Here is a 26,834-nt window from a genome sequence, read left to right on the forward strand (position 1 = left end):
TCAGGCAACCTTTTCCTGTTCGTCGTCGGGGCCCAGATAGGCCCGCATCAGCCGGTCCCGATCCGAGAGGATTGCGGGCGCCGCCCTCAGCGACACCTCGCCCTCGGCCAGGACCACCACGTGATCGGCAAGCCGGGCGGCAAAGGCGGCGTTCTGTTCGGCCAGCACCACGCCGATGCCGTGCTCGACGATGCGGCGAATGGTGTCCTCGAGCGTGTCGTAGACCGCCGGCGCCAGGCCCTGTGTCGGCTCGTCCAGCAACAGCACCCGGGGCCGCTGGCTCAGCGCCATGGCCAGCGCCAGCATCTGCTGTTCGCCGCCGCTCAGCATCCGCGCCTCGCTGGCGAGCCGTTCATGCAGCCGCGGGAACATCTCGCGCAGCTCGCCCTGCAGTTCGGCCAGTTGATCACCCGCCAATCGCCGTTGCGCGATTTCGAGGTTTTCCAGAACGCTGAGCGTCGGGAAGATATTGCCGCGGATCTCGGGCACGAAGCAGACGCCCCTTTCCGCCCGGCGATGGGCCGGAAGGCCGTGGATCTCCTCCCCCTCCATGCGGATGGAGCCGGAGGATTTCACCAATCCGCCGATGGCGCCCAGAAGGCTGCTCTTGCCGGCGCCATTGGCGCCCAGCAGGGCCACCACGCCCGAGCGTGGCACGTCGAGGTCGATGCCGAAGCAGACCTGGATGCGGCCGTATTGTGCGGTCAGCCCCTTGCAGCGCATCAGCGGCGCCTCTTCCGGGACGGCCACCGGCCGGCGCGCCGCCCTGGGGGTGTCGGCACCGGTCGAGCCCAGATAGATGCGGATGAAATCCGGCCTGCGGCTGACCTCGGCCGGGGTGCCGTGATCCAGCACCCGGCCATTTTCCAGCACCGTCATCTGGTCGGAGAGGTCCGAGACGAAGCGGAAGTTGTGTTCGACCAGCAGCACGCCCACGCCTTCCGAGGCCAACCGCCTGATCTGCGCCTTGAGCGCGTCCTGCTCGGCATGGGACAGGCCGGCCGCCGGCTCGTCCAGCAGGATGAAGCTGGGCCCGCCCATCACCGCGCGGCCGACGTCGATCAGCCGGACGGTACCCATCGGCAACTCGCCCATGGTATGATGCGCCAGGTCGCCCAGGTTCAGCTCCTCGAGTACCGCATGGGCGCGCTGGTCGATCTCGCGCGCCTCGCGGCGGCCCAGCGGCGTGCCGAGACAGGCATCCCAGAGATGCGAGGAGAGCGACACCACACCGCCGGACTTCATCGCCTCGATCACGCTGGCCTCGGGGTCGATGCGCGGGGTCTGGAAGGTGCGGCAGAGGCCCAGTTGCACCCGCCGGTGCGCCGGCAGGGCCGAGATGTCGCGCCCGTTCAACCGCACGCTGCCGGTCTCGATCGGGGCGAAGCCGGTGATCGCGTTGAACAGGGTCGATTTTCCCGATCCGTTCGATCCGACGACGGCGGCGATCTGCCCCGGCGCCACGCTGACCGATACGCCGTCAAGCGCCTTGATGCCGCCGAAGCGGACCGAGATGTCAGTGGCTTCTAGCTTCATTGCCGGGCCCCCTTGGTTGCGCTGCGGGCGGGCAGCAGGTCACGCAGGCTCATCAACCCCTTGGGGGCGATCAGCAGCACCAGCAGCAGCGCGCCGCCATAGAACATGCCGGCGGATTCCGCGCCCGGCAGCAGGGTGGACAGAAGGGTCAGCACCACGGCGCCGAGGATCGGGCCGAGCACGGTGCTGACACCGCCGACCATGGCCATCAGCAGCACCGAGATGGAGACCGAGGAGCCCAGCGACTCGGGCCCGAGGTAGGAGATGTAATGGGCATAGAGCCAGCCGGCGATCCCGGCGATGCCGGCCGAGAGGCTGAGCGCGGTGCTGCGCGCATGGGCGACGTCGATGCCGTCGGCGGCGGCGCGCAATGCGTCGTTGCGCACCGATTTCAGCCCGGCCCCGTAGGGCGAGCGGTAGAGCTGCGCCAGGATCAGCGCGACCAGCGCGACGATGCCCCAGGCCAGCCCGTGCAGCCAGCCCGCATCCATCGGACCGGGCAGGGGCGGCAGGCCGGACAGGCCGATATAGCCGCCGGTCAGATCGCCGCCCTCGCGGACCAGGATGTCGAACATCGAGCTGAACAGCAGCGTCGCCATCGCCAGGCCGAGGTGGGACATATTGGTGACCAGCCGGGCGAAGGGATAGGCGAAGGCCGCCGGCAGGGCGACGGCGACCACCAGCCCGGCAAGCGGCGGTGCGCCATAGCGGGTGGTGAGGATGGCGGTGCCATAGGCGCCGAGCGCGGCAAAGGCCGCCTGCGCCACCGAGAGGATGCCGCAGAGCCCGAAGGAGACGCCGACCGACAGTGCCATCAGCGCATAGATCGCCATCAGCACCGAGGTGTCGAGCCAGAAGAGATTGCCGGTGACGAAGATGCCGGCGAGCGCCGCCAGCAGGGCGACCGTCAGGGCGGGGGTGAGGCTGCGCCAGATGGTCATGCCCGGCCTCCCGCCACATCGGTGCCACGCAGCGATTTCGTCGCCAGTACCGCGAAGATGAACAAGAGCGGCAGCAGCGTCGCCAGGCTGGAGGAGGCGAAGCCGGCGCTCAGCGATTCGATGACGCCGATGATCAGCCCGCCCCAGAAGGCGTGCAGCGGTTTCTCCAGCCCGAACAGGATCGCCGCGCCGAGCGAGGTGATGGTCAGCGGCACGGCCGAGGAGAACATCAGCCCGGCGCCATGCAGCAGCATCAGCCCGGCCACCCCGGCCAGGGCGCCGCCGAGGATGAAGGTCAGATATTGCACCCGTTTGACCGCGATCCCGGCGATGGCAGCGCCGCGGGCGTTGTCGGCGCCGGCTCGCATCACCCGGCCCAGGGCTGTGCGGTAAAGCACCAGATAGACCGCGCCGGCCAGCGCCACGCCGATCGCCGCCGACAGCAGCGATTGCCGCGACAGCAGGATGCCGCCCAGCTCGACCGGCGCGGCCGAGGTCATCTTGACGAAGGGCGACTTGCCGAAGACGGTCAGCACCAGGCTTTCCAGCAGGATGGCAAAGCCGAAGCTGGCGAGGATGACGATCAGCCGGTCGCCCGCATAGCGCCGCATCAGCAGCAGCGAGGCGAAGCCCACCACCGAAGCGGCGGCCATGGCGGCGAGGATCGCCAATGCCCAGCCCAGCGGCCCGCCCAGGGTGAAGCCGATGGCGGCGGCCAGAACCACATAGGCACCGATCGCCAGATCCACCGTGCCGGTGGTGACGAAGACCAGGCTGATCGGGATGGCGATGACCCCATAGGTCACCCCCAGCAGCAGCCCGCGCAGGACGAATTCCAGAATGTCCATGCGCCTAGTTCCCCGCCGCGCGGCCGGTCAGCTCGTACGCGGCCAGCAGGAAGAACCCCTGGCCAAAGGGGGCCCAGGCAAAGGGCACGCCGGGCCCGCCGGGGGGCACCGCGACACCGGGCACCATGCCGTCCTCGGTCACCGATCCGGCCACCACCTCGAAGGCGCGCCAGGCGCTGGGCAGATAGCTGTCCTCCAGCAGCCCCAGCCGCACCGCCTTGGCCACCGCATAGGCATAGATCAGCGTGGCAGAGGCCTCTTTCCGGCTGCCGGGCCCGTCCAGCACATGGCGGAAATAGCCCGAGCGGTCCTGCAGCTCGGCCATCTTGCGGATGGTGCGCAACCCGGTCTCGGCGATGAAATCGCGGCCCTCGTGCGGGCCCATCATCTCCAGCAGGTCGACGGTGACGGCGATCAACCAGCCATTGCCGCGCGCCCAGAAGGTCGACTGGGGATAGTGGTTGGGCACCTCGCACCAGGCATGGCGGGAAAGGCCGGTGAAGGGATCGACCAGACGCTCGACCGCGACGCGATGCTGTTTCACCGCCTCGTCGAGATAGGCGGGATCGTCCTTGATCTGGCCATAGAGCACCAGGAAGGGGGTCATCAGATAGACCATGTCGATCCACAGCTCGGGCCCTTCGCCACGCGACCAGAAGCCGCCCGCGCTGGTGCGCGGCGTGTTCAGCAGCGCCTGCATCTGCAGATCGGCGGCCTCGAGATAGCGCGGATCGCCGCTGCGTTCATAATAGCGCAGCAGCGGCAGGGCGAGGCTCGAGGTCAGCGGTGCGGTGGGGGTGAAGCTTTTGATGTGCCCCGGCGGCGCGTCATAGGTATCGGCATAGTTCAGGTTGCCGTCGCTGTTCTGGGTGGCGACGGCGCGGTCGATCCACCCCTGCGCCGCCGCGACCGCGGCGGGGTCGTTCCAGGCCAGGATGCCCGACAGCGCCACGGATTTCTCCCACGGGTCGCGTTCGTCGTGATGGTTCAGGGTGAACGCCGTCACACGGCGCACCAGCTCCTCGATCAGATCTGTGTTCATTCGCTCCTCCTGCAGGGTCGAATCCCGTCCTCCCGGGATGCTATGCGTTTGCATACCTACGTGAAGGTATGTATTTGGGGCGCGTCGAACCTGTCAAGCGGCAAAGTCGCGTCCGCCTTGCGGGTCAGCCCGGCTGACGAAACCGCGCAGGCTGTGTATGACTGGGGTCATGCGCCCGACAGAACCGGCCAGAACAAGGGAGGGCCCCGATCGAATGCCGAATGCCAAGCCTCGGAACAAGAAAGAGATTTCGCGTGAGAAAAGTCTGGCGCTGATCAAGGAAACCGCGACGCAGCTTTTCGTCGAGCAGGGCTATAGCAACTGTCACGTCGAGGGGATCGCCCGCGCCAGCGGTTTCACCAAGGGGGCGGTCTATCACTATTTCTCGTCGAAGGACGCCATTCTCGAAGCGATTCTGGAAGAGATCGAGGTCAGTATTTTCGAGAGCACCGAAAAGGCGACCAGCCTGCCCGCCGACAACAGCGCGGGGCGGCTGGTGGCCTTTCTGAACGGTCAGGCGAGCTATGCCATGCGCAACCCGGCGCAGTTCAGCCTGCTGGTGTTCAGTTCGCTCAATTTCGCGAATGCCGAAGGGGTGATCGGCGAAAAGGTCCGGGCGATTTTCGAACGCCTGCAGGGCCAGCTTGAAACCCTGATCGAGGAGGGGCGGGCGCAGGGTGAATTCGCCGAGACCATGGCGACGTCGGATTTCGCCCGGGTCATCGTCGGCTGTTATGTCGGAAACGTCGTCGAATGGCAGCGCAGCGGTTTCGATCCGGACATCGGGCGATCGCTGGTCAAGGGGGTGCGCTACCTGATTCTGAGCGCGCTGTTGCGCGATCAGAAATGATCAGGCGCCAGGGCCGCGGGGAGGGCGCGGCGGGGGCATGACCGCCCCGGCCGGCGGTCCCGGGGGCCTATTCGAAGGTGAAGGTGCCCACCTTGCAGACATCGACGTTTTCCTGCTTCACCTGATCGCCGTCCTCGAAGATGGCGAGAAAGTCGAAGATGCAGTGGCCGGAGGCATCGTCGAAGTTGACGTCGACCGACTGGCCATGCGTCAGCACGTCGCCGCCCAGGATATTCTCTTCCCAGGCGGAGGTGCCGTTGTTCGACCCGTAGAATTCCACCATGGTATAGCCGGTCTTGTTGACGATGGTCACATGACGGTCGGCGGCCAGAAGTGGCGTCGCGGCGAGGGAGGACAGGCTCAGGACGATGCCTGCAATTGCGTTTAATTTCATGGACGTGACTTCTCCGTTTGATTGCCATGGGCGATCTGGGCGCCGGTGGCCGAGGTCTTTGCTTTTCCTCGGGCGCGACCCTTGCAGCCCGTCGCCAGATTGAACAGTGGCGGAGAAGTTAAGCCCAGAAATGATAAGACCGGGGCCTTTCGGGGCCCCGGTCTCTGATGGCATTTCCCCGGCAATTGCCGAGGTCATCGGCGGATCACTCGTTGGGACGGACCCGCGCGGCGCTCTTGTCGGCGAAGGCGGCCAGCCGGGCGCGGGCGTCGGGCTGGGTGTTGACGATGCCCGCCACCACCGATTCCGCATAGGCCGCGTCCAGTGCCGACATATTCTGCACATGGCTGATCGCCGAACAGATGGCGAAGTTGGTCAGCGGCAGGTTTTCCGCCGCGCGCCGCGCCAGTTCCAGCGCCTTGTCGAAGCTGGAGCCTTCGACGATGTATTGCGCCAGCCCCAGATCGACCGCCTCCTGCCCCTGATAGACGCGGCCCATCAGGATCATGTCAATCATCCGCGCCTTGCCGATCAGATCGGCCACCCGGATGGTGGCGCCGCCACCGGTGAACAGGCCCCGCTGGCCTTCGGGCAGGGCGAAATAGGTGGTCTGATCCATCACCCGCACATGGGCCGAGCTGGCCAGTTCCAGCCCGCCGCCGACAACGGCGCCCTGCAGCGCCGCGATCACCGGCACGCCGCCGTATTCCATCTTGTTGAAGGCCTCGTGCCAGCGCAGGCAGACATGCATGAAATCGGCCGGGCTGCGGTCGGCGTCATGATGTTCGATCAGGTCGAGCCCGGCGCAGAAGTGATCCCCGGCGCCGGCCAGAACCACCGCCTTGACCCCCGCGCGGGGTGCGGTGGAAAAGAAGGTGACCAGTTCCTCCACCGTCGCCAGATCGAGCGCGTTGCGCTTTTCGGGCCGGTTCAGGGTGACGATCCAGACGCCGTCCTCCTGCGGGTCGAGCGCGAGGCGGGTGTAATCCTTGGGGTCGATGGTGACGGACATGGGGTCTCCTCTCAGTCTTTGGGCGCTCAGAACGCGGCGGCGAGCAGGCTTTGCGCCCCCTCGGTGATGCGCAGGCGCTGGGCGTCGGTTTCGGGCAGGATGTGATCGGCATAGAAGCGCGCGGTGGCGATCTTGGCGGTCATGAAGGCGGGGTCGCTGTCCATCGCCGCCTCTGCCGCCAGCAGGGCGCGGGCCAGTTGCCAGCCGGCCACCAGATTCCCTGCCAGCATCAGATAGGGCACGCTGCCGGCGAAGGCGGCGTTCGGGTCACCTTCGGTGCAAAGGTAATCGACCGCCGCCTCGAAATCGCCGCGCGCCTTGCTCAGCCGGGTGGCAACCGCCTGGGCGGCGGCGCTGCCGGCGGCAAGCTCGGTTTCCGTCGCGGCGATCATCGCGGCGAGCCGGCGGGCGGTGGCGCCCCGGTCGCGCAGGGTCTTGCGGCCCAGGAGGTCATTGGCCTGAATCGCTGTGGTGCCCTCATAGATCGGCAGGATGCGGGCATCGCGGTAATGCTGGGCGGCGCCGGTTTCCTCGATAAAGCCCATGCCGCCATGCACCTGCACCCCGAGAGAGGCGACCTCGACCCCCGTTTCGGTCGAATAGCCCTTGACCAGCGGCACCAGGAATTCGGCGATCTCGGCAGCGCCCTCGACCTGCCCGTGATGGGTCAGATCATGCCAGCCGGCGGCGCAGGCGGCCAGGGCGCGGCAGCCCTCGGTCAGTGCCTTCATCCGCATCAGCAGCCGGCGCACATCGGGGTGGTGGATGATCGTCACCGCCTCGCGCGCCGATCCGTCGACCGGGCGGCTTTGCACCCGTTCCTTGGCATAGGCGATGGCGCGCTGGGTGGCGCGTTCGGCGATGGCGACGCCTTGCAGCCCCACGGCATAGCGGGCAGCGTTCATCATCACGAACATGTAATCGAGGCCGCAATTCTCTTCGCCCACCAGAAAACCGGTGGCGCCCTCGTATTCCAGAACGGCGGTCGGGCTGGCCTTGATCCCCAGCTTGTGTTCGACGCTGACGCAGCGCACCGCGTTGCGGGCGCCCAGGCTGCCGTCGGCCTCGACCATGAATTTCGGCACCACGAAGAGGCTGATCCCCTTCACTCCGGCCGGCGCGTCGGGCAGGCGGGCCAACACCAGATGGACGGTGTTCTCTGCCATGTCGTGTTCGCCATAGGTGATGAAGATCTTGGTGCCGGTGATGCGATAGCTGCCGTCGCCCGCGCGGTCCGCCCGGGTGCGCAACAGCGCCAGATCGCTGCCCGCCTGCGGTTCGGTCAGGTTCATCGTGCCGGTCCAGCGGCCCGAGGTCAGATGCGGCAGATAGGTCTGCTTCTGCGCCTCCGACCCGGCGGTCAGAAGCGCCTCGATCGCGCCATCGGTCAGCAGCGGGCAGAGCGCAAAGCTCATGTTCGCGGCGTTCAGGATCTCGGTCGCCGCCGCGCCGACCACGCGGGGCAGGCCCTGGCCGCCCCAGGCCTCGGGATGCGGCAGGCTCTGCCAGCCCATTTCGACGAATTGGCCATAGGCCTCGGCGAAGCCTTCGGGCAGCACCACCTTGCCATCGCGGAAATGCGAGGCCGCCTGATCGCCGGGCTGGTTCAGCGGCGCGATCACCTCGGCGCAGAACTTGCCGAACTCCTCCAGCACGGCGCCGGCATCCGACAGGTCGATGCCGGAGTAATCGGGCAGGGCGGTGACCTGATCCCAATGCGACAGATGCGCGATATTGAACAGAAGATCCTGAACCGGGGCTTCGAATGTCATGGGGCGGGCTCCTTCCCTCTGCGCTTCGAGTGACATGTAAAAGGCGTAATACCGGGCGGCTATCTCTGCCATGGACGGAGAATTTGCAAAAAGTGACAAATTGGCGGAAGATCGGGGCATGATCTCGCCGCAACAGACCCTTTCGGTGGCGTCCCCGGTGCCGCCGCCCGTTCTGCCCACGGTCTCCTTCGCCTTTGTCGAGGATTGGCTGACGGCGCTGCGCGCCTATTGCCCGCCAGCGCAGCTTGCCGGTTTCCTCGATCAGACCGGGCTTGCGGTGGCGGAAGGGCAGCCACGGGCGCGGGTGACCCATGATCAGATCGTGCGGCTCTATCAGCTTGTCGCCATCGGCACCGGGGATGAGATGATGGGGCTCTGGAGCCGGCCGACCCGGTCGGGGGCCCTGAAACATCTTTGCGTTTCGGTGCGCGGGGCCGCGTCGCTGGGCGGTGCGCTCTATCGTTTCACCACCTTCTGGAACCTGCTGCTGGACGACTATCGGCTGAGCTTCGAGGCCGAGGGAGAGGCGATGCGCGTCAGCCTGCTGCCGCGCGGCGCGGCGCTGCCGCAGCGGTTCGGGCATATGCTGCTTTTGAAGCTGACCCATGGCATCGCCTCCTGGCTGGCGGGGCGGGAGCTGCCGGTGCGCGCGGTGGGTTTCGTCTTTCCCCGCCCGCCCTTCGCCGAGGATTACCCGATCCTCTTCCCCGCCCGGGTGGATTTCGCGCAGCCCTGTTCCTTCATCGCCTTCGACCGGTCGCTCGGTGCCCTGCCGGTGGCGCGCAGCGAGGCTGAGATGCGGGACTTCCTGCACCGCGCCCCGCGCGACTGGATCTTCACCAGTTCGCGCGAACATGCGCTGTCGCTCAGGGTGCGGCAGATGGTACAGCTTTCCGACCGGATGGGGTTTCACCTGACCGACGCGGCGCGGGCCCTGCATCTGACGCCGCGCACCCTGATGCGGCGGCTGGAGGCCGAGGGCACCTCGTTTCAGGACATCAAGGACGGGTTGCGCCGGGACATCGCGATCCGCGATCTGACCCAGGGTGGCAAGAGCCTCGAGGCGATCTCGCAGGATGTGGGCTTTGCCACGGTGGCGAATTTCCATCGCGCCTTCCGGCGCTGGACCGGGATGACCCCGGGCGCCTATCGCCGCGAGCGGCGCTGACGCCTCGATCTTCAGCGCCTCGATCCTCGCCGTGCTTTTGACGGGGCGGAAATCCGGGGTGTACGCTTGGCGGCGCCCCATGGTGGTGTAGGAAGAAGGGGACAGTGCCGCGAGGGGGCGGCGATCAGGACCTTGGGTGAGACATGACCATCAGCAATGAAATCGGCGCCCTGGCGCAGTCGCTCTGGACCGCGACGGCGCCGGAGCCCGCCGTCTGGCCGGTGTTGGGCGAAGAGCTGAGCGCGGATATCTGCGTCATCGGCGGCGGCATCTCGGGGCTGTCGACCGCACTCCACGCGGCCGAGGCCGGGCAATCCGTGGTGCTGATCGAGGCGGAGACCCCGGGCTGGGGCGCCTCTGGTCGCAACGGTGGGCAGGTGTTGCCGGGGCTGAAGGAAAACCCGCGCGAGGTGGTCACCCATTTCGGCGAGATCGGCAAGCGCATGGTGGCGGTGACCGGGGCGGCGCCCGATCTGGTCTTCGACCTGATCCGCCGCCATGGCATCGATTGCGGCGCCCGGCAGGCGGGCTGGGTCCATGCCGCTGTGGCGCATGGGCTTGAGGGGGCGCGCGACCGGGCGGCGCAATGGCGGGCGCTGGGCGTCGATATCCGCGATCTTTCGGCGGCCGAAACGCGGGAGGTGCTGGGCGGCGGCCAATACGCCGGGGCGCTGCTGGACCCGCGCGGCGGTGGGGTGCAGCCCTTGGCCTATTCGCAGGGGCTGGCGGCGGCGGCGGCCAAGGCCGGGGTGCGGATCTTCGCCGGTACAAGGGCCGAAGCGCTGGCGCAGGGCGTTGACGGCTGGATCGTCGCCACGCCCAAGGGGCGGGTGCGCGCCGGTCAGGTGGTGATCTGCACCAATGGCTATTCCGGCCCGCTTGATGCGCGGGTGATGCGCAACGTGGTGCCGATCCGGTCGATCCAAGTGGCGACCGATCCGCTGCCGGCCGATTTCACCGCCGACATCCTGCCGGGTGGCCAGGTGGTGTCGGACACCCAGAAACATCTGCTCTATTTCCGCCGCGATGCCGATGGGCGGTTCGTCGTGGGCGGCGCCGGCGCCTATGCCGATGCGGCGCTGGAGCGCGCCTTCGACCGGCTCAAGCATCACGCGTTGGAGCTTTATCCGCAGCTCAAGGGGCAGGTGTGGCGTTATCGCTGGGGCGGCAATATCGCGGTGACCGTCGATCACCTGCCGCATCTGGCCGAGCTGGCGCCGGGGCTGCATGCGCTGATCGGGCTGAACGGGCGCGGCGTGGCGGCGGCGACGGCGCTGGGCCGGGTGATGGCCACCCGTCTGGGCGGGGAACGGCCCGAGGCGCTGGATTATCCGGTTCGCGATCTCAAGCTGATCCCGTTCCACCGGTTCCACCGCCATGGGGTCAGGATGGTGATGCTCTGGGCGGCGCTGCAGGACCGGCTGAAGATCGCATAGGCAGGCTCTAACCCGCCAGATCCGCCCGGGTCTGGCGCAGTATCTCGGCCAGCGCCCGGAACACCGGCTTGCGGGCCGAGGTCGGGCGCCAGGCCAGGATCACATGACGCGGGCAGGCCCCGATCAGCGGCGCGATATCCACCTGCTGCCCCGCCAGCACACCGGCGTCGATCGCCAGATCGGGCAAGAGCGTGATCCCCAGCCCTTCGCTGACCATCGAGATCAGCGTCGGCAGGCTGGTCGCGGAAAAGCTTTCGTCCTGCTGGATGTGGTGATCGGGAAAGGCGCGCAGCGCGTGGCGTTGCAGGCAATGGCCCTGTTCGAGCAGCAACAGCCGCGCCCCTTCCAGCGCGCCGCCGTCGACCGGGTTCCCTTTGGCCCGGCCCCAGCCCGGCGGCGCCGCCAGGTGATAGCCGTCGTCGAACAGATCGACATGCTCCGCCGTGCCGATGTCGAAGGGCTGGGCGATCAGCACCACGTCGAGCCGCCCGCTCGCCAACCCCTCGAGCAGCGATTCGGTCTTTTCCTCGCGCAGGAACAGCCGCAGCCTGGGAAAGGCCCTGCGGATTTGCGGCAGCGCCCTGGGGATCAGGAAGGGGCCGATGGTGGGGATCGCGCCCAGCTTCAGGTCGCCTTCCTCCGGCGCCTTGTGGGCGGCGGCCAGATCCTCGATCTCACGCGCCGACAGCAACAGGGCGCGGGCACGTTCGGCGATCTCCAACCCTATGGGGGTCAGCAGGACCGAGCGTTTGCTGCGCTCGGCCAGTTGCACGCCGAGGATTTGCTCCAGCTCCTTCAGCCCGGCGCTGAGCGTCGGCTGGGTGACGAAACAGATCTCCGCCGCGCGGGAAAAGTTCAGCTCATCCGCGAGGGCGACGAGAAAGCGAAGTTGGCGCAGGGTGATCATGCGATCAATATATAGAAAATCTCTATCACTGAAAGATTTATAATCAATTTCACAGATTTATGCCCGACCCCTATCTCTGGCTCATCGCAATGACAGAGATGGAGACACCAAGATGACCGATACCGCGCAAGCCCCGCAAATGCCCCGGTTGAACGAACCGGCCCCGGCCTTTGACGCCCCCACCACCGACGGCCGCAAGACGCTGGCGGACTACAAGGGCAAATGGCTGGTGCTGTTCTCGCACCCGGCGGATTTCACCCCGGTCTGTACCACCGAATTCATCGGTTTCGCCAAGCGGCAGGACGAGTTCGCGGCAATGAACACGGCGCTTCTGGGCCTGTCGATCGACAGCGTGCACAGCCACATCGCCTGGATGCTGAACATCAAGCAGAACTTCGGGGTCGAGATCGGCTTTCCGATCATTGCCGACCTGAGCATGAAGGTGGCGCAATCCTATGGCATGATCCAGCCGGGCGCCTCGGACACGGCGGCGGTGCGGGCGACCTTCATCATCGACCCCGAGGGCGTGCTGCGCGCGATGGTCTATTATCCGATGAACGCGGGCCGGTCGGTCGATGAAATCTATCGCCTGCTGGTCGCGCTGCAGACAGCGGACCAGAACAAATGCGCCATGCCCGAGAACTGGAAGCCTGGCGATCAGGTGATCGTGCCGCCGCCCGCCACGCCGGAGGCCGCCAAGGCGCGCGCCGGCGAGGGGTATAATACCGTCGACTGGTACTTCTCGACCCGGTCGCTGTGACCCATCTTTGAGAGCAAGAGCCCCGGCGTATTGGCGCCGGGGCCGACCATAAAGACCGGAGGATACCCGATGACCAAAGCCCCTGTTGTGAAACCCTTTTGGGACGAACCGACCGGCAGTTGGCAATATGTGTTCCACGATCCCGCGACGATGCAGGGCGCCATCGTGGACCCGGTGATGAACTATGATCCCAACGCCGGCGCCATCCGCATGACCAGCGCGCAGGAAATCCTGGACTATGTCCGCGCCACGGGGATCGAGGTGGTCTGGCTCCTCGACACCCACCCGCATGCCGATCACTTCTCGGCCGCGCCCTGGCTCAAGGACCAGCTCGGCGCACCCACTGCCATTGGCGAGCATGTGACCGAGGTGCAGGCACTGTGGAAGGAGATCTATAACCTGCCGCAAGATTTCCCCACCGACGGGCGGCAATGGGACAAGCTGTTCTATGACGGTGAGGAGTTCATGGTGGGCGAGATCCCGGTTCGGGTGATCTTCTGTCCCGGCCATACCCTGGCCTCGATCACCTATGTCGCGGGCGATGCGGCCTTTGTGCATGACACGCTGATGATGCCTGACAGCGGCACCAGCCGGGCGGATTTCCCCGGCGGATCGTCCAGGGTGCTCTATGCCTCGATCCAGAAGATCCTGGCGCTGCCCGACGACACCCGGGTCTTTGTCGGCCACGACTATGCCCCCGGGCGGGCGGCCGCCTGCGAGGCCAGGGTGGCAGACCACAAGGCCGGCAACATCCACCTGAAGGGCGGGGTGAGCGAGGCTGAGTTCTGCGCCATCCGCGACGCCCGCGATGCGACGCTGCCCCTGCCCAGGCTGATGCTGGCGGCGCTGCAGATCAACATTCGCGGCGGGCGCAAGCCGGAGGCGGAGGATAACGGGCGGTCCTATCTCAAGATCCCGCTCGATTATTTCGAACCGCGCTGAGGGCGCGGTTCAGGGGCTGGGGGCCGGGGCATCTGTCCCGGCTTCCTTCTGCGCGGGGTCAGAAATCGATCGCGATGCCCTTCTTCTCCCAATCGCCATAGCGCACGGGTTCCGGGCCATCACGGCCGCCCAGTTCCTTGGGCATCGGATTGGCCGCGGCCTCGGCAGCGGCCTGGCGGCGGCGTTCGGCGGCCTCGGCCAGCGCCCGGCGGGCGGCGGGCGGAAGATCGGCGGGGATATCGTCAGGGATCTCCGGGGCGGTCCCGGGAAGGGCCTTGTCACTCATGGCGGGTTCCTTTGTGCTTGCGTCATGATATACGCCCCTGTCGGCCCCGGACAAGGCGGGGAGACGCAGACAGCGGGACGGATCATCATGGACGACAGTGGCACGGCAGCGCGACGCAGCGCGATCTATCTGCTTGATCAGGTGCTGGGCGAGGGGCGGCTGATGTCCGAATGCCTGGGCGCCGGGGCGCTGGACCGGCTGGAGCCGGCCGATCGCGCCCGTGCCCAGCGGCTGGCGCTGGACACGCTGCGCGGGCTGGAACGCGCCGACCGGCTGCTGTCGAAACATCTCAAGCGGATGCCGGCGCTGACCGTGCGCAATGCGCTCAGGCTCGGCACGGTCGAACTGTGCCACGGCGCTGCCGCCCATGGTGTCGTCAACGCGATGGTCGAGATCGTCGGCAAGAACCGGCATCTCGGTCACATGAAGGGGCTGGTCAACGCGGTGTTGCGCAAGATCGCCGCCGAGGGGCCCGAGGCCTGGGCGGCGCTGCGGGCGCCGCGGCTGCCGAAATGGCTGCGCAACCCGCTGGTCGCGGCCTGGGGCAGCCCGGCGGTGGCGGCGATGGAACTGGCGCATCTGGCCGGTGCACCGCTCGACATCACCCCGCGCCCGGGGGCCGTGGTCGATCTGCCGGGCGCGCGGGCGCTGCCGACCGGGTCGCTGCGGCTGGACGATGCCGGGCAGGTCTCGGCCCTGCCGGGGTATGAGGCGGGCACCTGGTGGGTGCAGGATGCCGCCGCCGCCCTGCCGGCCAAGGTTCTGGCGGCCGAGCCCGGCGAAAGGATCCTCGACATGTGCGCCGCCCCCGGCGGCAAGACGCTGCAGATGGCTGCCACTGGGGCCGCTGTCGTCGCGCTTGATATCTCGGACGCGCGGCTGAACCGGCTGCGCGAGAACCTGGCGCGGACCGGGTTGGTGGCCGAGGTCGTGGTCTCGGACGCGCTGGCCCACACGGGCCAATATGACGCCATCCTGCTCGACGCGCCCTGTTCGGCGACCGGCACCATCCGGCGCCACCCTGATCTGCCCTTTGCCAAGGACGGGTCTGAATTCGGCGGGTTGATCGAGCTGCAAAGCCAAATGCTGGCACACGCCTGGGGTCTGTTGAAACCCGGCGGGCGGCTGGTCTATTGCACCTGCTCGCTGCTGCCTGACGAGGGCGAGGTTCAGGTCGAGGAGGCGCTCGAAATCCTGCCGGGCGCCAGCATCGACCGTGACGCCTTGGCCCTGCCCGGCGTCGATCCGGAATGGGTGAGCGAAGAGGGCGGGCTGCGGCTGAGGCCTGATTACTGGGCCGATCTGGGCGGGATGGATGGGTTTTACATCGCCTGTCTGCGCAAATCCCTCTGACCCCCGGGTTTCAGAAGTGACTTGAGGGGCCGGTCCCGCTATGCTCCGCGCAAACGCCAGAGAGCGTGAGAGGCAGAGCGCGCATGTCCAGTCCAGACAGATTCGCCGGCCGCGGCACCAGGGGTCTCAACCGGGTCTATGCCTGGCTGAGCCGGCGCCAACGTGGGGTGACGGCATTCGTCTCCCAACCCGAGCCGCGCACCATCGGCTCCTTCGCCCGGGGCCGGCAGCTCATCGCGGGGAACCTGCTCTTCGCCGGGTATCTGATCGAGTCGCAGGACACCGCGCTGTGGGACGTGCTGGCGCCGAATGCCGCCTTTGACGCCGAACGCCATGGCTTCGCCTGGCTGGACGATCTGGCGGCGGTGGGCGACATGGCGGCGCGGGCCAAGGCGCAGGCCTGGCTCTGGGGCTGGATCGCGGCGCATGGCGACGGTCGCGGCCCGGGCTGGAGCCCTGATCTGACCGGCCGGCGGGTGATCCGCTGGATCAACCACGCCTTCTTTCTGCTGCGCGGTCAGGACAAGGCCGCCAGCGATGCCTTTTATCGCGCGTTGTCGGCGCAGGCCTGGTTCCTGTCGAAGCGCTGGCAAGGCGCCGTTCCCGGCCTGCCCCGGTTCGAGGCGCTGACAGGGTTGATCTATGCAGGCCTGTCGTTGCAGGGGCGGGAGGAGCTGGCCGATCCGGCGGTGCGCGCCCTGGCCAAGGAATGCGAGGCGCAGATCGACGCGCAGGGCGGTCTGCCGACCCGCAATCCGGAAGAGCTGCTCGAGGTCTTCACCCTGCTGACCTGGGCTGCGGCGGTGCTGCATGACGCCGGCCGTGGCGTGCCGCCGGCCCATCAGGCGGCGATCGAGCGGATCGCCCCGAGCCTGCGCACCCTGCGCCATGCCGATGGCGGGCTGGCCAGGTTCCATGGCGGTGGTCGCGGGATGGAGGGGCGTATCGACCATGCGCTGGCCGCCAGCCAGGTCAAGCCGCGCCAGTCCGACGGGCTGGCGATGGGCTATGCCCGCCTGGCCGGGGGGCGCACCACGCTGATCGTCGATGCCAGCGCGCCGCCGACCGGGACGGCCTCCTATAACGCCCATGCCTCGACGCTCGCCTTCGAGCTGACCTCGGGGCGGCGGCCGCTGATCGTCAATTGCGGCTCGGGTGCTTCCTTCGGCATCGAATGGCGCCGGGCCGGGCGGGCGACGCCGTCGCATTCGACACTCTGCCTCGACGGCTATTCCAGCGCGCGACTCAGCGAGCCCGAGCGGGGATCGGGGCGCGAGGCATTGGTCGATGGGCCGCGCCGGGTGCCGATCGAAATCACGCAGATGGACGATGGTATCAAGTTTCAGGGTGGTCACGACGGTTATGTCGCCGACTTCGGCCTGACCCATGCCCGCAGCCTCGAGATGACCTTCGACGGTCGCGGGCTGGCGGCGGAGGATATGCTGCTGGCGGTGGAGGCGGCCGACAAGCGCCGGTTCGACAAGGCGATGGATGCCTCTGTCCTCTCCGGCATCGGTTTCGACATCCGCCTGCATCTGCATCCCGAAGTCGATGCCACCGTCGATCTGGGCGGTTCCGCGGTCTCTATGGCCTTGAAAAGCGGGGAAATCTGGGTCTTTCGTCATGATGGCATCTGCGCGCTCACCCTGGAGCCCAGCGTCTATCTGGAGAAGAGCCGCCTGAAGCCGCGGGCAAGCCAGCAGATCGTCTTGTCGGGTCGCGCGCTTGGCTATCATACCCGGGTGCGCTGGTCCCTGAGCAAGGCGCATGAGACCGCCGTCGCGGTGCGCGACCTGCACCGCGACGAGATCGACTATTTCGACACCTGACGTCGGTTTGGGGGCAGATCGTGGTCCGAAACCTCGTAATATCCTGCAATTGCCACAAAACGGGTGGTTCTATCCCGCCGGCATATGGATTATGCCGCGCTCAGGAATTCACCGAGATCAAGGACTGACTCATGACTGACCTGTACCCCGTCCGCCGCGCTCTGCTTTCCGTGTCCGACAAAACCGGCCTGATCGACTTGGGCCGCGCACTTGCCGCGCGCGGGGTCGAACTGATCAGCACCGGGGGCACCGCACGCACGCTGCGCGACGCCGGGCTCGAGGTGCGGGACGTCTCCGAGATCACCGGGTTCCCCGAGATGATGGACGGTCGGGTCAAGACGCTGCACCCGATGGTGCATGGCGGCCTGCTGGCGCTGCGCGACGATGCCGGCCATGTGGCGGCGATGGAAACCCATCTGATCGCGCCGATCGACCTGCTGGTCGTCAACCTCTATCCCTTCGAGGAAACCGTCGCCAAGGGCGCCGATTACGCCACCTGCATCGAGAACATCGACATCGGCGGCCCGGCGATGATCCGCGCGGCGTCGAAGAACCACCTGTTTGTCAACGTGGTGGTGGACGTGCAGGATTACGACGCGCTGCTGGCCGAGCTTGAGGCCAACGACGGCCACACCACCTATGCCTTCCGCCAGAACCTGGCGCTGACCGCCTATTCGCGCACCGCCGCCTATGACGCCGCCGTTTCGGCCTGGATGGCCAAGGCGCTGAAGGAAGAGGCGCCGCGTCGCCGCGCCTTTGCCGGGACGCTGGCGCAGACGCTCCGCTATGGCGAGAACCCGCACCAGAACGCGGCCTTCTATGTCGACGGGTCGAACCGCCCCGGGGTCGCGACCGCGGTCCAGCATCAGGGCAAGGAGCTGTCCTACAACAACATCAACGACACCGACGCGGCGTTCGAGCTGGTGGCGGAGTTCTCGCCGGAAGAGTCGGCGGCCTGCGCCATCATCAAGCACGCCAACCCCTGCGGTGTGGCCAAGGGCGCGACCCTGCTTGAAGCTTACAAGGCCGCGTTCGACTGCGACCGGACCTCGGCCTTCGGCGGGATCGTGGCGCTGAACAAGCCGCTCGACGCCGAGACCGCCGAGGAGATCACCGGCATCTTCACCGAGGTGGTGATCGCGCCGGGTGCCTCGGAAGAGGCCAAGGAAATCTTTGCCAAGAAGAAGAACCTGCGCCTGCTGACCACCGAAGGGCTGCCGGACGTGATGGCGGCGGGGCTGACCTTCCGTCAGGTCGCCGGCGGCTTCCTGGTGCAGGACAAGGACAATGGCTTCATCGGCATGGACGATCTGAAGGTCGTCACCAAGAAGGCCCCGACCGCAGAGCAGATGCGCGACCTGCTGTTCGCCTGGAAGGTGGCCAAGCACGTCAAGTCGAATGCCATCGTCTATGTCAAGGATCAGGCCACCGTCGGCGTTGGCGCCGGTCAGATGAGCCGGGTGGATTCGGCGTTGATCGCCGCCAAGAAGGCCGAACGCATGGCCGAGGCGCTGGGCCTGGCGGAACCGCTGACCATCGGGTCGGCCGTCGCCTCCGACGCCTTCTTCCCCTTCCCCGACGGGCTGCTTGAGGCCGCCGCAGCCGGTGCCACCTGTGTCATCCAGCCGGGCGGGTCGATGCGCGACAACGAGGTGATCGCTGCCGCCGACGAGGCCGGGCTCGCCATGGTCTTCACCGGCATGCGCCACTTCCGGCACTGATCGCATATGGGGGTTTCTCGTCTGTTCTGGGCCGGTTTCTGGGCTTTCCTGCTGGATCAGGCCAGCAAATATCTGGTCGTTCACTGGATGGGCTTGGCGCGGCTGCACAGCATTGATGTGCTGCCGCCGCTGCTGAACTTCCGCTATGGCGAGAATCGCGGCATCAACTTCGGCCTGCTCGACAACAACTCCCTGCTGGCGCGCTGGGTGTTGATCGGCTTTTCCGTCGCTGTCTGCGTGACCGTGCTGACCTGGGTCATGCGCAGTCAGCCGACGCGGCGGATGCAGCTCTCGGCCGGGTTGCTGGTTGGCGGTGCGCTGGGCAATGTCGTCGACCGGCTGCTTTACGGCTATGTTCTGGACTTTCTGAACATGTCCTGCTGCGGTTTCGATAATCCCTTTGTTTTCAACGTTGGCGACGTGTTTATCTTCATGGGAGCGGCGGGGCTGATCCTGTTTGAGGGGCAGAGCAGCCGACAACGGAAAAAGGCCCCGTGACCTCCAGTGGCAAATGCGCTAAAAACCCCTGAAACAGTCGGGAGACAGACGGCCATGCGGCGCCCTCTGGGGATCATCATTATGGTTGCGGCGGTCGCTCTCGCCGGGTGTTCGAAAAAGGGGCTGATGGACATCCGTGCCACCGGCAATGGCCCGGACGAGTTTCTGATTCTCCCGGCCAAGCCGCTGACCCCGCCATCGGACTATACCAAATTGCCGGCGCCGACGCCGGGAGGCAGCAATCTGACCGACCTCAATCCCACCGCTGACGCGATGGCGGCGCTCGGTGGTCGTGACAGCGGCGGCATCCCCGCCGCCGACGGGGCCCTGATTACTGCCGCCAGCCGCAACGGGGTCGACCCCGAGGTGCGCACGACGCTTGCCGCCGAAGACGCCAAGTTCCGCAAGCGCCAGTCGCGGATGACCAGTTTGAAGCTGTTCCCGGTCGATCGCTATGGTCAGGCCTATCGCCGGCAGGCGATCAACCCCTTCAAGGTCGATGAAGAATATCGTCGCGCCGGGGTCGGAACGCCCAGCTCGCCGCCCGAAGCCCAGCAAAAGTAAGCGCAATCGGTTCGCGCCCGGTCCGGGGCGCGGCGGAGAGTGGTCTCACTTTTCCGATATCCGGGTTGAACCCACTTCCTGCGCGCGTAGGTTGGCCCCTATGCGAATATGCGCAGAAATTGGGAGTTGCGGATGATCAGACAAATCGCCCTTGCGGGGGCCCTCGCCGGCAGCATGGTCTTGCCAGCCTTCGCCGCGCAGGAGGAGACGGCCTCCGATCCCGTGACCTCGTTCACTCTGGACAACGGTATGCAGGTGGTGGTGATCGAGGATCACCGCGCGCCGGTGGTCGAACATATGGTCTGGTACAAGATCGGATCGGCGGACGAGCCGGTGGGATCCTCGGGCGTGGCGCATTTTCTGGAACATCTGATGTTCAAGGATACCGACAACATGAAGTCGGGCGAGCTGTCGGCGACGGTGGCGGCCAATGGCGGCCAGGACAACGCCTTTACCAGCTATGATTACACCGCCTATTTCCAGCGCGTCGCCGCCGACCGGCTGGGACTGATGATGAAGATGGAAGCCGACCGGATGACCCATCTTCGTCTGACCGAGGACGATATCGCCACCGAACGCGATGTGATCCTGGAAGAGCGCAACATGCGCACCGACAATAATCCGCGCGCGCTGTTCACCGAGCAGATGAATGCGGTGCAATACCTCAATCATCGCTATGGCGTGCCGGTGATCGGCTGGAAGCACGAGATGGAAGAGCTGGATCGCGCCGATGCGCTGTCCTTCTATCACACCTATTACGCGCCGAATAACGCGGTGCTGGTGGTGGCGGGCGATGTCTCCCCCGACCAGGTGAAGACGCTGGCGAACCAGTATTACGGCGTGATCCCGGCGAACAAGAACCTGCCGCCGCGCATTCGCGCGCAAGAGCCGCCGCAGATCGCCGCGCGCCGGCTGACCTATAAGGACGCGCGGGTGGCGCAGCCCTATGTCAGCCGCTCCTACCTGGCGCCCGAACGCAATCACGACGATCAGAAGACCGCCGCGGCGCTGTACCTGCTGGCGCAGATCCTCGGCGGTGGCCAGACCTCCTACCTGGCGCAGAAGCTGCAGTTCGACAGCCGCGTCGCGGTCTATAGCGGCGCGTTTTATGACGGGGTGTCGCTGGACGAGACCACCTTCAACGTTGCGGTGGTGCCGGTCGATGGAGTCAGCCTGGCCGATGCCGAGGCGGCGCTGGACGAGGCCCTGGCGCAATTCATGCAGGATGGGGTCGATCCCGAGCAGCTCGACCGGATCAAGCTGCAGCTGCGCGCGGCGCAGATCTATGAACGCGACAATGTCGGCGGCATCGCCAACCGCTATGGTCAGGCGCTGACCACCAGCCTGACGGTCGAGGACGTGCAGGCCTGGCCCGAGGTGCTGCAATCCATCACCGCCGATGACATCATGGCGGCCGCGGCCCAGGTGCTGCGGCCCGAACCCTCGGTCACCGGCTGGTTGATGCGCGGCGAGGCGCCCGAGGGCGCCCAGGTGCAGCCGGTGGCGCAATTGCCGATCCAACAGGAGGTGACCCAATGAGGGCGCTGCTTTCGTTTCTGCTGCTGATCGTCTTTGCCCTGCCGGCGATGGCCGGCGTCAAGGTGCAGGAGATCACCAGCCCGGGCGGCATCAAGGCCTGGCTGGTCGAGGATCATTCGATCCCCTTCGCCGCGCTTGATCTGCGGTTCCGTGGCGGCACCTCGCTGGATGCGCCGGGCAAGCGCGGCGCGGTCAACCTGATGACCGGCCTGCTTGAAGAAGGCGCCGGCGATCTCGACGCCCAGGCCTATGCCCGCAAGCTGGAAGGCTTGGCGGCCAGCTTCGATTTCGGGGCAGATCCCGATACCGTGTCGATCTCGGCGCAGGTCCTGACCGAGAACCGCGATCAGGCGATGGAGCTGCTGCGCCAGACCCTGCTGGCACCGCGCTTTGATCCGGCCGCGATCGAACGGGTGCGGGCTCAGGTGCTGTCCGGCCTGCGGTCGGATGCCAAGAACCCCAATGCCATCGCCGGAGAGGGGTTCCGCAAGCTGGCCTATGGCGATCAGCCCTATGGCAGCGACGGGTCGGGCACCGAGGACAGCGTCGGCGATCTGACCCGCGACGATCTGATCGCCGCCCATGCCGCCGTCTTCGCGCGTGACCGGATGTATGTTTCCGTGGTCGGTGACGTCACCCCCGAGGCATTGGGGCAGATGCTCGATACGTTGCTGGGCGAATTGCCCGCGACCGGGGCGCCGATGCCCGAGAAGGCCAAGGTGACGATCACCGGCGGCACCACCGTGATCCCCTTCGAGACGCCGCAGTCCGTGGCGATCTTCGGCCAGCCGGGGATCAAGCGCGACGATCCGGATTTCTTCGCCGCCTATATCCTGAACACCATCCTGGGCGGTGGCAGCTTCGAAAGCCGGCTGATGAAGGAAGTGCGGGTCAAGCGCGGGCTGACCTATGGGGTCTATTCCTATCTGGTGCCGCGTGACCTGGCGGCGGTCTATATGGGCAACGTCGCCTCGTCGAATGACAAGATCGCCGAGGCGGTGCAGGTGATCCGCGACGTCTGGGCCGACACCCAGGCCCATGGGGTCACCGAGAAGGAGCTGGAGGATGCCAAGACCTATCTGACCGGCGCCTATCCGCTGCGCTTCGATGGCAATGAGCAGATCTCCTCGATCCTGGTGGGGATGCAGATGGATGCGCTGCCGATCGACTATATCGCCACCCGCAACGACAAGATCAACGCGGTGACGCTGGCGGATGTGAACCGGGTGGCGGCCAGCCTGCTGAAGCCCGATCAGTTGCACTTCGTCGTGGTGGGCGAGCCCGAGGGGCTGGAAAGCAGCACCAACTGAGGCGCCAACCGAGCTTGGCGGCGACGGCTCAACCGTCGTCGCCGCGTCCCCTTTCCCACCGATGGCGGTTGGCGAAAAGCGGGGTCTGGACCAGCAGCGCCACCCCGGCATAGACGGCGAAGCCCAGCGGATCGCAGATCAGCAGCCGCAGCTTGTGCAGCCCGTCCGGCGCGGTCCGTTCACCGTTGGCGCGCAGCTCGGGAAGCTGTTCGGCCAGCGCGCGCAGCCCCTGATCCTGCCGCCGGCGCACCCGCACCAGCCGCGTCAGCCCTTCGGCGATGGGCCAGGAATAGGTATCGGGGACGGCAATGCGCTCTTCGGGGGTAAAATGGCTGCGCACGAAGATATCGTCGGCCGTCACCTCGGGGATCTGATCCCAGCGCGCCCGGCCCGGGCCGTTGACCGCATAGACGCCGCAGCCCGGAACGCCGCTGGCCATGAATGGCAGTCTTTGCCAGAAACGCGCATATTGCCGTGACACCCAGCTTTTCGCCCGGCGGATGCGCGGTCGGCCACTGGCATAGCAGGGCTCCGGCCGGTCCAGCACCCGGGCAAGCGCGGCGAGCAGCCCGGGGGAGACATGGATATCCGCATCAATGAAGATTTGGGTTGGATAGCGGGCGCGGGCGCTGCCGGCATTCAGCGCGCGGGTCTTGCTGCCTTCGGGCAGCGCCAGGATCTCGAGCATCCAGCCGCGTCGGGCGAAGTCCGCGCTCAGCTCCTGCACCTCGGCCACGGTGGCGTCACGGCAGCCATTGGCGACGACGATCACCTCGACCGGCAGATCATCGGATGGATCATGGGATGGGGAAACTGGTGTGGAGGTGTCAGATCGCAGTATCAGCCGCAGCGTCTCCCCGATGAAACCTTCTTCGTTATAGGCGGGGATGATGACGCTGATCATGCGGCCGGCCCTCCCGGTAGCAACCGCTTGCGGGCCAGCCCCAGCAGCCGCCGCGGCTGCCGAGTCAGCCGCACATGACCGTCGAGTGCGGCGCTGAGCGCCCTGTCGTCCATCGTCGCGTCGATGCAATTGCGCGGCCGCAGGAAGCGCCGACCCGAAGCGCGCCCCCAGTCGCTGGTATAGAGCGCCTCGAATCCCTCGGCGATCAGGGTCTTGGTGACCTGCCGGTCGTAAAGCCCGAAGGGGGCGGCGGCGAGGGTGATGGGCTGGCCGGACAGATCGGCCAGCCGCCTGCGGGCCTCGCGGAACTCCTGCTGGCGACCCTCTGGGTCCAGCCGTCGCCAATCGCGATGGGCATGCCCATGCAGCCCGATGGTCTGCCCGGCCTCGGCCAGCGCCTTGACGTCGGCCTGGCTGAGCGATCCGGGGTGATCAAGCCGCCCCACCAGGAGGAAGAAGGCGGCGCTCAGCCCGCGGGCGGCGAGTTCGGGCAGGGCGATTTCGATATCCGAGGCATTGCCGTCGTCGAAGGTGATCTGCGGGGCATCGGCCCCCATCCGGGCGATCCGGTCGAGCAGGGCGCAGAACGGATCGCGACCCAGCCAGAAAGGGGCCTCACCCGGCTCGAGCTTGCGCTGAGGGGGGCCGAGGCCATGAAAGATCAAAACCGAATGTTTTTCAGCCGGGGTGCGAAACACGAAACCATCTGGAATATATAGGTCATGGCTTCGGGAGTAGCCGAAGATTACGCGACGTCACAAGAAAAAACCGGCCGCGCCCCATGCTCTCACCAGAGTTTGAGGCCGCTGAAGGCAAAGCCGTCAGGCTTCAAGCGCCATAGGGCAGCCAGATGGTCTTGACCTCGCTCGCCTGCTCCAGGAAGGGGCGCAGATCGGGATCGTGCCAGTCGCGCGCCTGAGCGTTGTTCACCCAGGTGCGTTTCAGGTTGCCGGCGGCCGCGCGCTCGATCCCGGCCGAGAGGTCGGTCGAGGAAAAACTCCAGACCGCGTCGACCCCCAGATGCGCGGCGAGCGGTGCGGCCAGATCGGCATGCGGCCCGGTCAGGATATTGACCACACCGGCCGGCACGTCCGAGGTGTCGAGGATCTGATAGAAATCGGTCGCCGCCAGCGGGAAGGGCTCGGAGGCCGCCAGCACCACCCGGTTTCCAAGCGCGATAGCCGGCGCCATGACGGTGACCAGCCCCAACAGTGGCGCCTCGTCAGCACAAAGCGCGCCGATGATGCCCACGGGTTCCTTCAGTGCCACCGCCATGCCGCGCAGCGGCACATTGGCGGTGCGCCCGTCCCATTTGTCGGCCCAGGCGGCGGCGGTGAACAGATGCCGGATCGCGGTGTCGACCTCGGCCGCGCCCTGACGCTTGCCGGTCATGGCGTCGATGCGGCGGGTGAAATCCTCGGCCCGGGCCGAGAGGTTTTCGGCGATGTAATAGAGGATCTGCGCCCTGAGATGCCCGGTGGTGCCGGCCCAGCCCGCAGCCCCCTGCGCGGCTTCGACCGCGTTGCGCACATCCTTGCGCCCGGCGATCGGCGCATGGCCCAGCAGCGCGCCGGATTTCGACCAGATCGCCTGGGAATAGCCGCCATCGGGCCGCGCCTGCTTGCCGCCGATATAGAGCTTGGGCGTGCGGTCGATCGGATCGGCCGGCCCGCCACCGCCCGCCGGCATCGCGGCCACCGCCGCCAACGGCTTGGGTTTCGATCTGGGCTGGGTATAGGCCGCAAGCCCCTCCCACCCGCCTTCGCGACCGAAACCGCTTTCGCGCACCCCGCCGAAGGGCGCGGCGGCGTCGAACAGGTTGGCGGCATTCACCCAGACCACGCCGGCGGCCAGTTTCGGCGCGATGTCGAGCGCGGTGTTGATATTCTCGCTCCAGACGGTGGCGGCCAGCCCATAGCGGCTGTTGTTGGCCAGTTGCACCGCCTCTGCCGGCGTGCGGAAGGTGGTGGAGACCAGCACCGGGCCAAAGATCTCCTCCTGCATCAGCGGGTCGGAGGGGGCGAGGCCGGTGATCAGCGTCGGCGGATAGAAACAGCCCGCGGCCGGCATGTCGCAGGCGGCGCGGTGGGTGGTGCCGGCACTGTTGGCGGCGACCATGCCGGTGACCCGGGACAGCTGTTCAGCGCTGACCAGCGCGCCGACATCGGTGCATTTGTCCAAGGGGTCACCCACACGCAGCTTGTCCATCCGCGCGCGCAGCTTCACGTGAAACCGCTCTGCCACCGATTCCTGCACCAACAGGCGCGAGCCGGCGCAGCAGACCTGACCCTGGTTGAACCAGATGGCGTCCACCAGCCCCTCGACGGCGGAATCCAGATCGGCGTCGTCAAAGACGACATAGGGCGACTTGCCGCCCAGCTCCAGCGTCAGCGATTTGCCCGATCCGGCGGTCGCCACGCGGATCCGGCGCCCCACCTCGGTCGAGCCGGTGAAGGCGATCTTGTCGACACCCGGATGGCTCGCGATCGCCTCGCCCACCGCGCCGTCGCCGGTGACGATATTGACCACGCCCTTCGGCAGCCCGGCCTGATGGCAGATATCGGCGAAAAGGAGCGCGGTGAGAGAGGTCTGTTCCGCCGGCTTCAGCACCACCGTGTTGCCGGCGGCGAGCGCGGGGGCGATTTTCCACGCCAGCATCAGCAGCGGGAAGTTCCAGGGGATGATCTGGCCGCAGACGCCAAGCGCGCGCTGCTCGGGCAGCTCGACCTCCATCAACTGGGCGAGGCCGGCGTGATAATAGAAATGCCGCTGCGCCAAGGGCACGTCGATATCGCGCGCCTCGCGGATCGGCTTGCCGCTGTCCAGCGTCTCCAGCACGGCGAAGAGACGCGCGTGTTTCTGCAACAGCCGCGCCAGCGCATAGAGGTATGTCGCCCGGCCGGGGCCCCCCAGCCCTTCCCACTTCGGTTGCGCTCTGCGCGCGGCGGCGACGGCGGCGTCGACATCCTCGGCGGTGGCCTGGGTCAGATGCGCCAGAACCTCTCCCGTCGCGGGGTTGATTGCGTCAAAGCTCGCGCCGGGCGCGGTGAACCGGCCGTCGATGAATGGACCGAAACAATCGCCCTGATCGACCAGCCAGCTCAGGGCCTCGACGGCGCTTTCGGGGGCGGGGCCGTATTCCATCGTCTCGAAGATCTCTTTGACGGTCATGGCTTCTTCTCTGTTCAAATACTCAACTGTCCGACGGACGCCGCGCCCGCC

At 66.9% G+C, this 26,834-nt stretch carries 24 protein-coding genes; 12 read left to right on the forward strand and 12 right to left on the reverse strand.

The annotated features are described in order from the left end of the window. From ACN0V4_RS06005 to ACN0V4_RS06020, 4 genes are read right to left on the reverse strand one after another with little or no spacing between them, the layout of a single operon-like run. Positions 1 to 1,536 carry an ATP-binding cassette domain-containing protein gene (locus tag ACN0V4_RS06005; protein ID WP_417674026.1) on the reverse strand — a complete coding sequence of 512 codons (1,536 nt, stop codon included), beginning with the start codon at positions 1,534 to 1,536 and terminating at the stop codon, positions 1 to 3. Next, complete coding sequence (locus ACN0V4_RS06010; protein ID WP_417674028.1) at positions 1,533 to 2,477, reverse strand: branched-chain amino acid ABC transporter permease; 945 nt, start codon at positions 2,475 to 2,477, stop codon at positions 1,533 to 1,535. The genes ACN0V4_RS06005 and ACN0V4_RS06010 overlap by 4 nt, the downstream gene beginning before the upstream one ends. Further along, positions 2,474 to 3,325 carry a branched-chain amino acid ABC transporter permease gene (locus ACN0V4_RS06015; RefSeq protein ID WP_417674030.1) on the reverse strand — a complete coding sequence of 284 codons (852 nt, stop codon included), beginning with the start codon at positions 3,323 to 3,325 and terminating at the stop codon, positions 2,474 to 2,476. The genes ACN0V4_RS06010 and ACN0V4_RS06015 overlap by 4 nt, the downstream gene beginning before the upstream one ends. A gap of 4 nt (positions 3,326 to 3,329) precedes the next feature. After that, a complete protein-coding gene (locus tag ACN0V4_RS06020) occupies positions 3,330 to 4,367 on the reverse strand; it encodes a glycoside hydrolase family 88 protein (RefSeq protein WP_417674032.1) in 1,038 nt (345 codons plus the stop codon). Positions 4,368 to 4,581: 214 nt separating this feature from the next. On the opposite strand from ACN0V4_RS06020, the gene ACN0V4_RS06025 reads away from it, so the two are divergent. Then, complete coding sequence (locus ACN0V4_RS06025; protein WP_417674034.1) at positions 4,582 to 5,217, forward strand: TetR/AcrR family transcriptional regulator; 636 nt, start codon at positions 4,582 to 4,584, stop codon at positions 5,215 to 5,217. 67 nt (positions 5,218 to 5,284) lie between these two features. Here the strand turns inward: ACN0V4_RS06025 and ACN0V4_RS06030 are convergent, their stop codons facing one another. The 3 genes from ACN0V4_RS06030 to ACN0V4_RS06040 all read right to left on the reverse strand — a co-directional run bounded on the left by ACN0V4_RS06030 (position 5,285) and on the right by ACN0V4_RS06040 (position 8,395). Then, a complete protein-coding gene (locus ACN0V4_RS06030) occupies positions 5,285 to 5,611 on the reverse strand; it encodes a hypothetical protein (RefSeq protein ID WP_417674036.1) in 327 nt (108 codons plus the stop codon). 205 nt (positions 5,612 to 5,816) lie between these two features. Then, positions 5,817 to 6,623, reverse strand: a complete 807-nt coding sequence (dmdD, locus tag ACN0V4_RS06035; RefSeq protein ID WP_417674038.1) for a methylthioacryloyl-CoA hydratase — start codon at positions 6,621 to 6,623, stop codon at positions 5,817 to 5,819. 26 nt (positions 6,624 to 6,649) lie between these two features. Continuing rightward, a complete protein-coding gene (locus tag ACN0V4_RS06040; RefSeq protein ID WP_417674040.1) occupies positions 6,650 to 8,395 on the reverse strand; it encodes an acyl-CoA dehydrogenase in 1,746 nt (581 codons plus the stop codon). Between the two features lie 118 nt (positions 8,396 to 8,513). Between ACN0V4_RS06040 and ACN0V4_RS06045 the strand changes: the two genes are divergently transcribed. Continuing rightward, the gene (locus tag ACN0V4_RS06045; RefSeq protein ID WP_417674042.1) at positions 8,514 to 9,563 is read left to right on the forward strand and encodes an AraC family transcriptional regulator ligand-binding domain-containing protein; all 1,050 of its coding nucleotides are present in this window, start codon (positions 8,514 to 8,516) and stop codon (positions 9,561 to 9,563) included. Positions 9,564 to 9,706: 143 nt separating this feature from the next. Beyond that, positions 9,707 to 10,999, forward strand: coding sequence for an NAD(P)/FAD-dependent oxidoreductase (locus ACN0V4_RS06050; RefSeq protein WP_417674045.1), 1,293 nt, complete (start codon positions 9,707 to 9,709; stop codon positions 10,997 to 10,999). 7 nt (positions 11,000 to 11,006) lie between these two features. Here ACN0V4_RS06050 and ACN0V4_RS06055 read toward each other — a convergent pair whose 3' ends face one another. Then, a complete protein-coding gene (locus ACN0V4_RS06055; RefSeq protein ID WP_417674047.1) occupies positions 11,007 to 11,906 on the reverse strand; it encodes a LysR substrate-binding domain-containing protein in 900 nt (299 codons plus the stop codon). A 112-nt stretch (positions 11,907 to 12,018) separates the two neighbouring features. Between ACN0V4_RS06055 and ACN0V4_RS06060 the strand changes: the two genes are divergently transcribed. Both ACN0V4_RS06060 and ACN0V4_RS06065 read left to right on the forward strand, forming a co-directional pair. Continuing rightward, positions 12,019 to 12,666, forward strand: a complete 648-nt coding sequence (locus ACN0V4_RS06060; protein WP_417674049.1) for a peroxiredoxin — start codon at positions 12,019 to 12,021, stop codon at positions 12,664 to 12,666. Positions 12,667 to 12,735: 69 nt separating this feature from the next. Continuing rightward, on the forward strand, positions 12,736 to 13,608 hold the full coding sequence (locus tag ACN0V4_RS06065) for an MBL fold metallo-hydrolase (protein ID WP_417674051.1): 873 nt from the start codon (positions 12,736 to 12,738) through the stop codon (positions 13,606 to 13,608). Between the two features lie 58 nt (positions 13,609 to 13,666). Here ACN0V4_RS06065 and ACN0V4_RS06070 read toward each other — a convergent pair whose 3' ends face one another. Next, positions 13,667 to 13,894 carry a DUF1674 domain-containing protein gene (locus ACN0V4_RS06070; RefSeq protein ID WP_417674053.1) on the reverse strand — a complete coding sequence of 76 codons (228 nt, stop codon included), beginning with the start codon at positions 13,892 to 13,894 and terminating at the stop codon, positions 13,667 to 13,669. Between the two features lie 87 nt (positions 13,895 to 13,981). Between ACN0V4_RS06070 and ACN0V4_RS06075 the strand changes: the two genes are divergently transcribed. From ACN0V4_RS06075 to ACN0V4_RS06105, 7 genes are all read left to right on the forward strand, one after another. Beyond that, positions 13,982 to 15,247: an RsmB/NOP family class I SAM-dependent RNA methyltransferase gene (locus ACN0V4_RS06075; RefSeq protein ID WP_417674055.1), complete on the forward strand. Its 1,266-nt coding sequence runs from the start codon at positions 13,982 to 13,984 to the stop codon at positions 15,245 to 15,247. A gap of 83 nt (positions 15,248 to 15,330) precedes the next feature. Continuing rightward, positions 15,331 to 17,076, forward strand: coding sequence for a heparinase II/III family protein (locus ACN0V4_RS06080; RefSeq protein WP_417674057.1), 1,746 nt, complete (start codon positions 15,331 to 15,333; stop codon positions 17,074 to 17,076). A gap of 131 nt (positions 17,077 to 17,207) precedes the next feature. Beyond that, positions 17,208 to 18,797 carry a bifunctional phosphoribosylaminoimidazolecarboxamide formyltransferase/IMP cyclohydrolase gene (gene purH, locus ACN0V4_RS06085; RefSeq protein ID WP_417674059.1) on the forward strand — a complete coding sequence of 530 codons (1,590 nt, stop codon included), beginning with the start codon at positions 17,208 to 17,210 and terminating at the stop codon, positions 18,795 to 18,797. A 6-nt stretch (positions 18,798 to 18,803) separates the two neighbouring features. Continuing rightward, complete coding sequence (gene lspA / locus ACN0V4_RS06090) at positions 18,804 to 19,295, forward strand: signal peptidase II (protein ID WP_417674061.1); 492 nt, start codon at positions 18,804 to 18,806, stop codon at positions 19,293 to 19,295. Positions 19,296 to 19,421: 126 nt separating this feature from the next. Continuing rightward, the gene (locus ACN0V4_RS06095) at positions 19,422 to 19,859 is read left to right on the forward strand and encodes a DUF3035 domain-containing protein (protein WP_417674063.1); all 438 of its coding nucleotides are present in this window, start codon (positions 19,422 to 19,424) and stop codon (positions 19,857 to 19,859) included. Between the two features lie 132 nt (positions 19,860 to 19,991). After that, positions 19,992 to 21,398 carry a M16 family metallopeptidase gene (locus tag ACN0V4_RS06100; protein ID WP_417674065.1) on the forward strand — a complete coding sequence of 469 codons (1,407 nt, stop codon included), beginning with the start codon at positions 19,992 to 19,994 and terminating at the stop codon, positions 21,396 to 21,398. Beyond that, positions 21,395 to 22,708 (forward strand): M16 family metallopeptidase, encoded by a 1,314-nt coding sequence (locus ACN0V4_RS06105; protein ID WP_417674067.1) that lies wholly within the window; start codon positions 21,395 to 21,397, stop codon positions 22,706 to 22,708. The genes ACN0V4_RS06100 and ACN0V4_RS06105 overlap by 4 nt, the downstream gene beginning before the upstream one ends. Positions 22,709 to 22,736: 28 nt before the next feature. Here ACN0V4_RS06105 and ACN0V4_RS06110 read toward each other — a convergent pair whose 3' ends face one another. From ACN0V4_RS06110 to ACN0V4_RS06120, 3 genes are all read right to left on the reverse strand, one after another. Continuing rightward, positions 22,737 to 23,612: a glycosyltransferase family 2 protein gene (locus ACN0V4_RS06110; protein ID WP_417674069.1), complete on the reverse strand. Its 876-nt coding sequence runs from the start codon at positions 23,610 to 23,612 to the stop codon at positions 22,737 to 22,739. Next, on the reverse strand, positions 23,609 to 24,310 hold the full coding sequence (locus ACN0V4_RS06115; protein WP_417674071.1) for a polysaccharide deacetylase family protein: 702 nt from the start codon (positions 24,308 to 24,310) through the stop codon (positions 23,609 to 23,611). The genes ACN0V4_RS06110 and ACN0V4_RS06115 overlap by 4 nt, the downstream gene beginning before the upstream one ends. A gap of 130 nt (positions 24,311 to 24,440) precedes the next feature. Then, the gene (locus tag ACN0V4_RS06120) at positions 24,441 to 26,783 is read right to left on the reverse strand and encodes an aldehyde dehydrogenase family protein (protein ID WP_417674073.1); all 2,343 of its coding nucleotides are present in this window, start codon (positions 26,781 to 26,783) and stop codon (positions 24,441 to 24,443) included. Positions 26,784 to 26,834 lie beyond the last annotated feature (51 nt).

This window comes from Pseudodonghicola sp., assembly GCF_048268305.1.
Classification (GTDB): domain Bacteria; phylum Pseudomonadota; class Alphaproteobacteria; order Rhodobacterales; family Rhodobacteraceae; genus Pseudodonghicola.

Coding starts and splice junctions, on each gene's coding strand:
- ACN0V4_RS06005 (WP_417674026.1), bottom strand. CDS start 1,536: ATGAAGCTAGAAGCCACTGACATCTCGGTCCGCTTCGGCGGCATCAAG.
- ACN0V4_RS06010 (WP_417674028.1), bottom strand. CDS start 2,477: ATGACCATCTGGCGCAGCCTCACCCCCGCCCTGACGGTCGCCCTGCTG.
- ACN0V4_RS06015 (WP_417674030.1), bottom strand. CDS start 3,325: ATGGACATTCTGGAATTCGTCCTGCGCGGGCTGCTGCTGGGGGTGACC.
- ACN0V4_RS06020 (WP_417674032.1), bottom strand. CDS start 4,367: ATGAACACAGATCTGATCGAGGAGCTGGTGCGCCGTGTGACGGCGTTC.
- ACN0V4_RS06025 (WP_417674034.1), top strand. CDS start 4,582: ATGCCGAATGCCAAGCCTCGGAACAAGAAAGAGATTTCGCGTGAGAAA.
- ACN0V4_RS06030 (WP_417674036.1), bottom strand. CDS start 5,611: ATGAAATTAAACGCAATTGCAGGCATCGTCCTGAGCCTGTCCTCCCTC.
- dmdD (WP_417674038.1), bottom strand. CDS start 6,623: ATGTCCGTCACCATCGACCCCAAGGATTACACCCGCCTCGCGCTCGAC.
- ACN0V4_RS06040 (WP_417674040.1), bottom strand. CDS start 8,395: ATGACATTCGAAGCCCCGGTTCAGGATCTTCTGTTCAATATCGCGCAT.
- ACN0V4_RS06045 (WP_417674042.1), top strand. CDS start 8,514: ATGATCTCGCCGCAACAGACCCTTTCGGTGGCGTCCCCGGTGCCGCCG.
- ACN0V4_RS06050 (WP_417674045.1), top strand. CDS start 9,707: ATGACCATCAGCAATGAAATCGGCGCCCTGGCGCAGTCGCTCTGGACC.
- ACN0V4_RS06055 (WP_417674047.1), bottom strand. CDS start 11,906: ATGATCACCCTGCGCCAACTTCGCTTTCTCGTCGCCCTCGCGGATGAG.
- ACN0V4_RS06060 (WP_417674049.1), top strand. CDS start 12,019: ATGACCGATACCGCGCAAGCCCCGCAAATGCCCCGGTTGAACGAACCG.
- ACN0V4_RS06065 (WP_417674051.1), top strand. CDS start 12,736: ATGACCAAAGCCCCTGTTGTGAAACCCTTTTGGGACGAACCGACCGGC.
- ACN0V4_RS06070 (WP_417674053.1), bottom strand. CDS start 13,894: ATGAGTGACAAGGCCCTTCCCGGGACCGCCCCGGAGATCCCTGACGAT.
- ACN0V4_RS06075 (WP_417674055.1), top strand. CDS start 13,982: ATGGACGACAGTGGCACGGCAGCGCGACGCAGCGCGATCTATCTGCTT.
- ACN0V4_RS06080 (WP_417674057.1), top strand. CDS start 15,331: ATGTCCAGTCCAGACAGATTCGCCGGCCGCGGCACCAGGGGTCTCAAC.
- purH (WP_417674059.1), top strand. CDS start 17,208: ATGACTGACCTGTACCCCGTCCGCCGCGCTCTGCTTTCCGTGTCCGAC.
- lspA (WP_417674061.1), top strand. CDS start 18,804: ATGGGGGTTTCTCGTCTGTTCTGGGCCGGTTTCTGGGCTTTCCTGCTG.
- ACN0V4_RS06095 (WP_417674063.1), top strand. CDS start 19,422: ATGGACATCCGTGCCACCGGCAATGGCCCGGACGAGTTTCTGATTCTC.
- ACN0V4_RS06100 (WP_417674065.1), top strand. CDS start 19,992: ATGATCAGACAAATCGCCCTTGCGGGGGCCCTCGCCGGCAGCATGGTC.
- ACN0V4_RS06105 (WP_417674067.1), top strand. CDS start 21,395: ATGAGGGCGCTGCTTTCGTTTCTGCTGCTGATCGTCTTTGCCCTGCCG.
- ACN0V4_RS06110 (WP_417674069.1), bottom strand. CDS start 23,612: ATGATCAGCGTCATCATCCCCGCCTATAACGAAGAAGGTTTCATCGGG.
- ACN0V4_RS06120 (WP_417674073.1), bottom strand. CDS start 26,783: ATGACCGTCAAAGAGATCTTCGAGACGATGGAATACGGCCCCGCCCCC.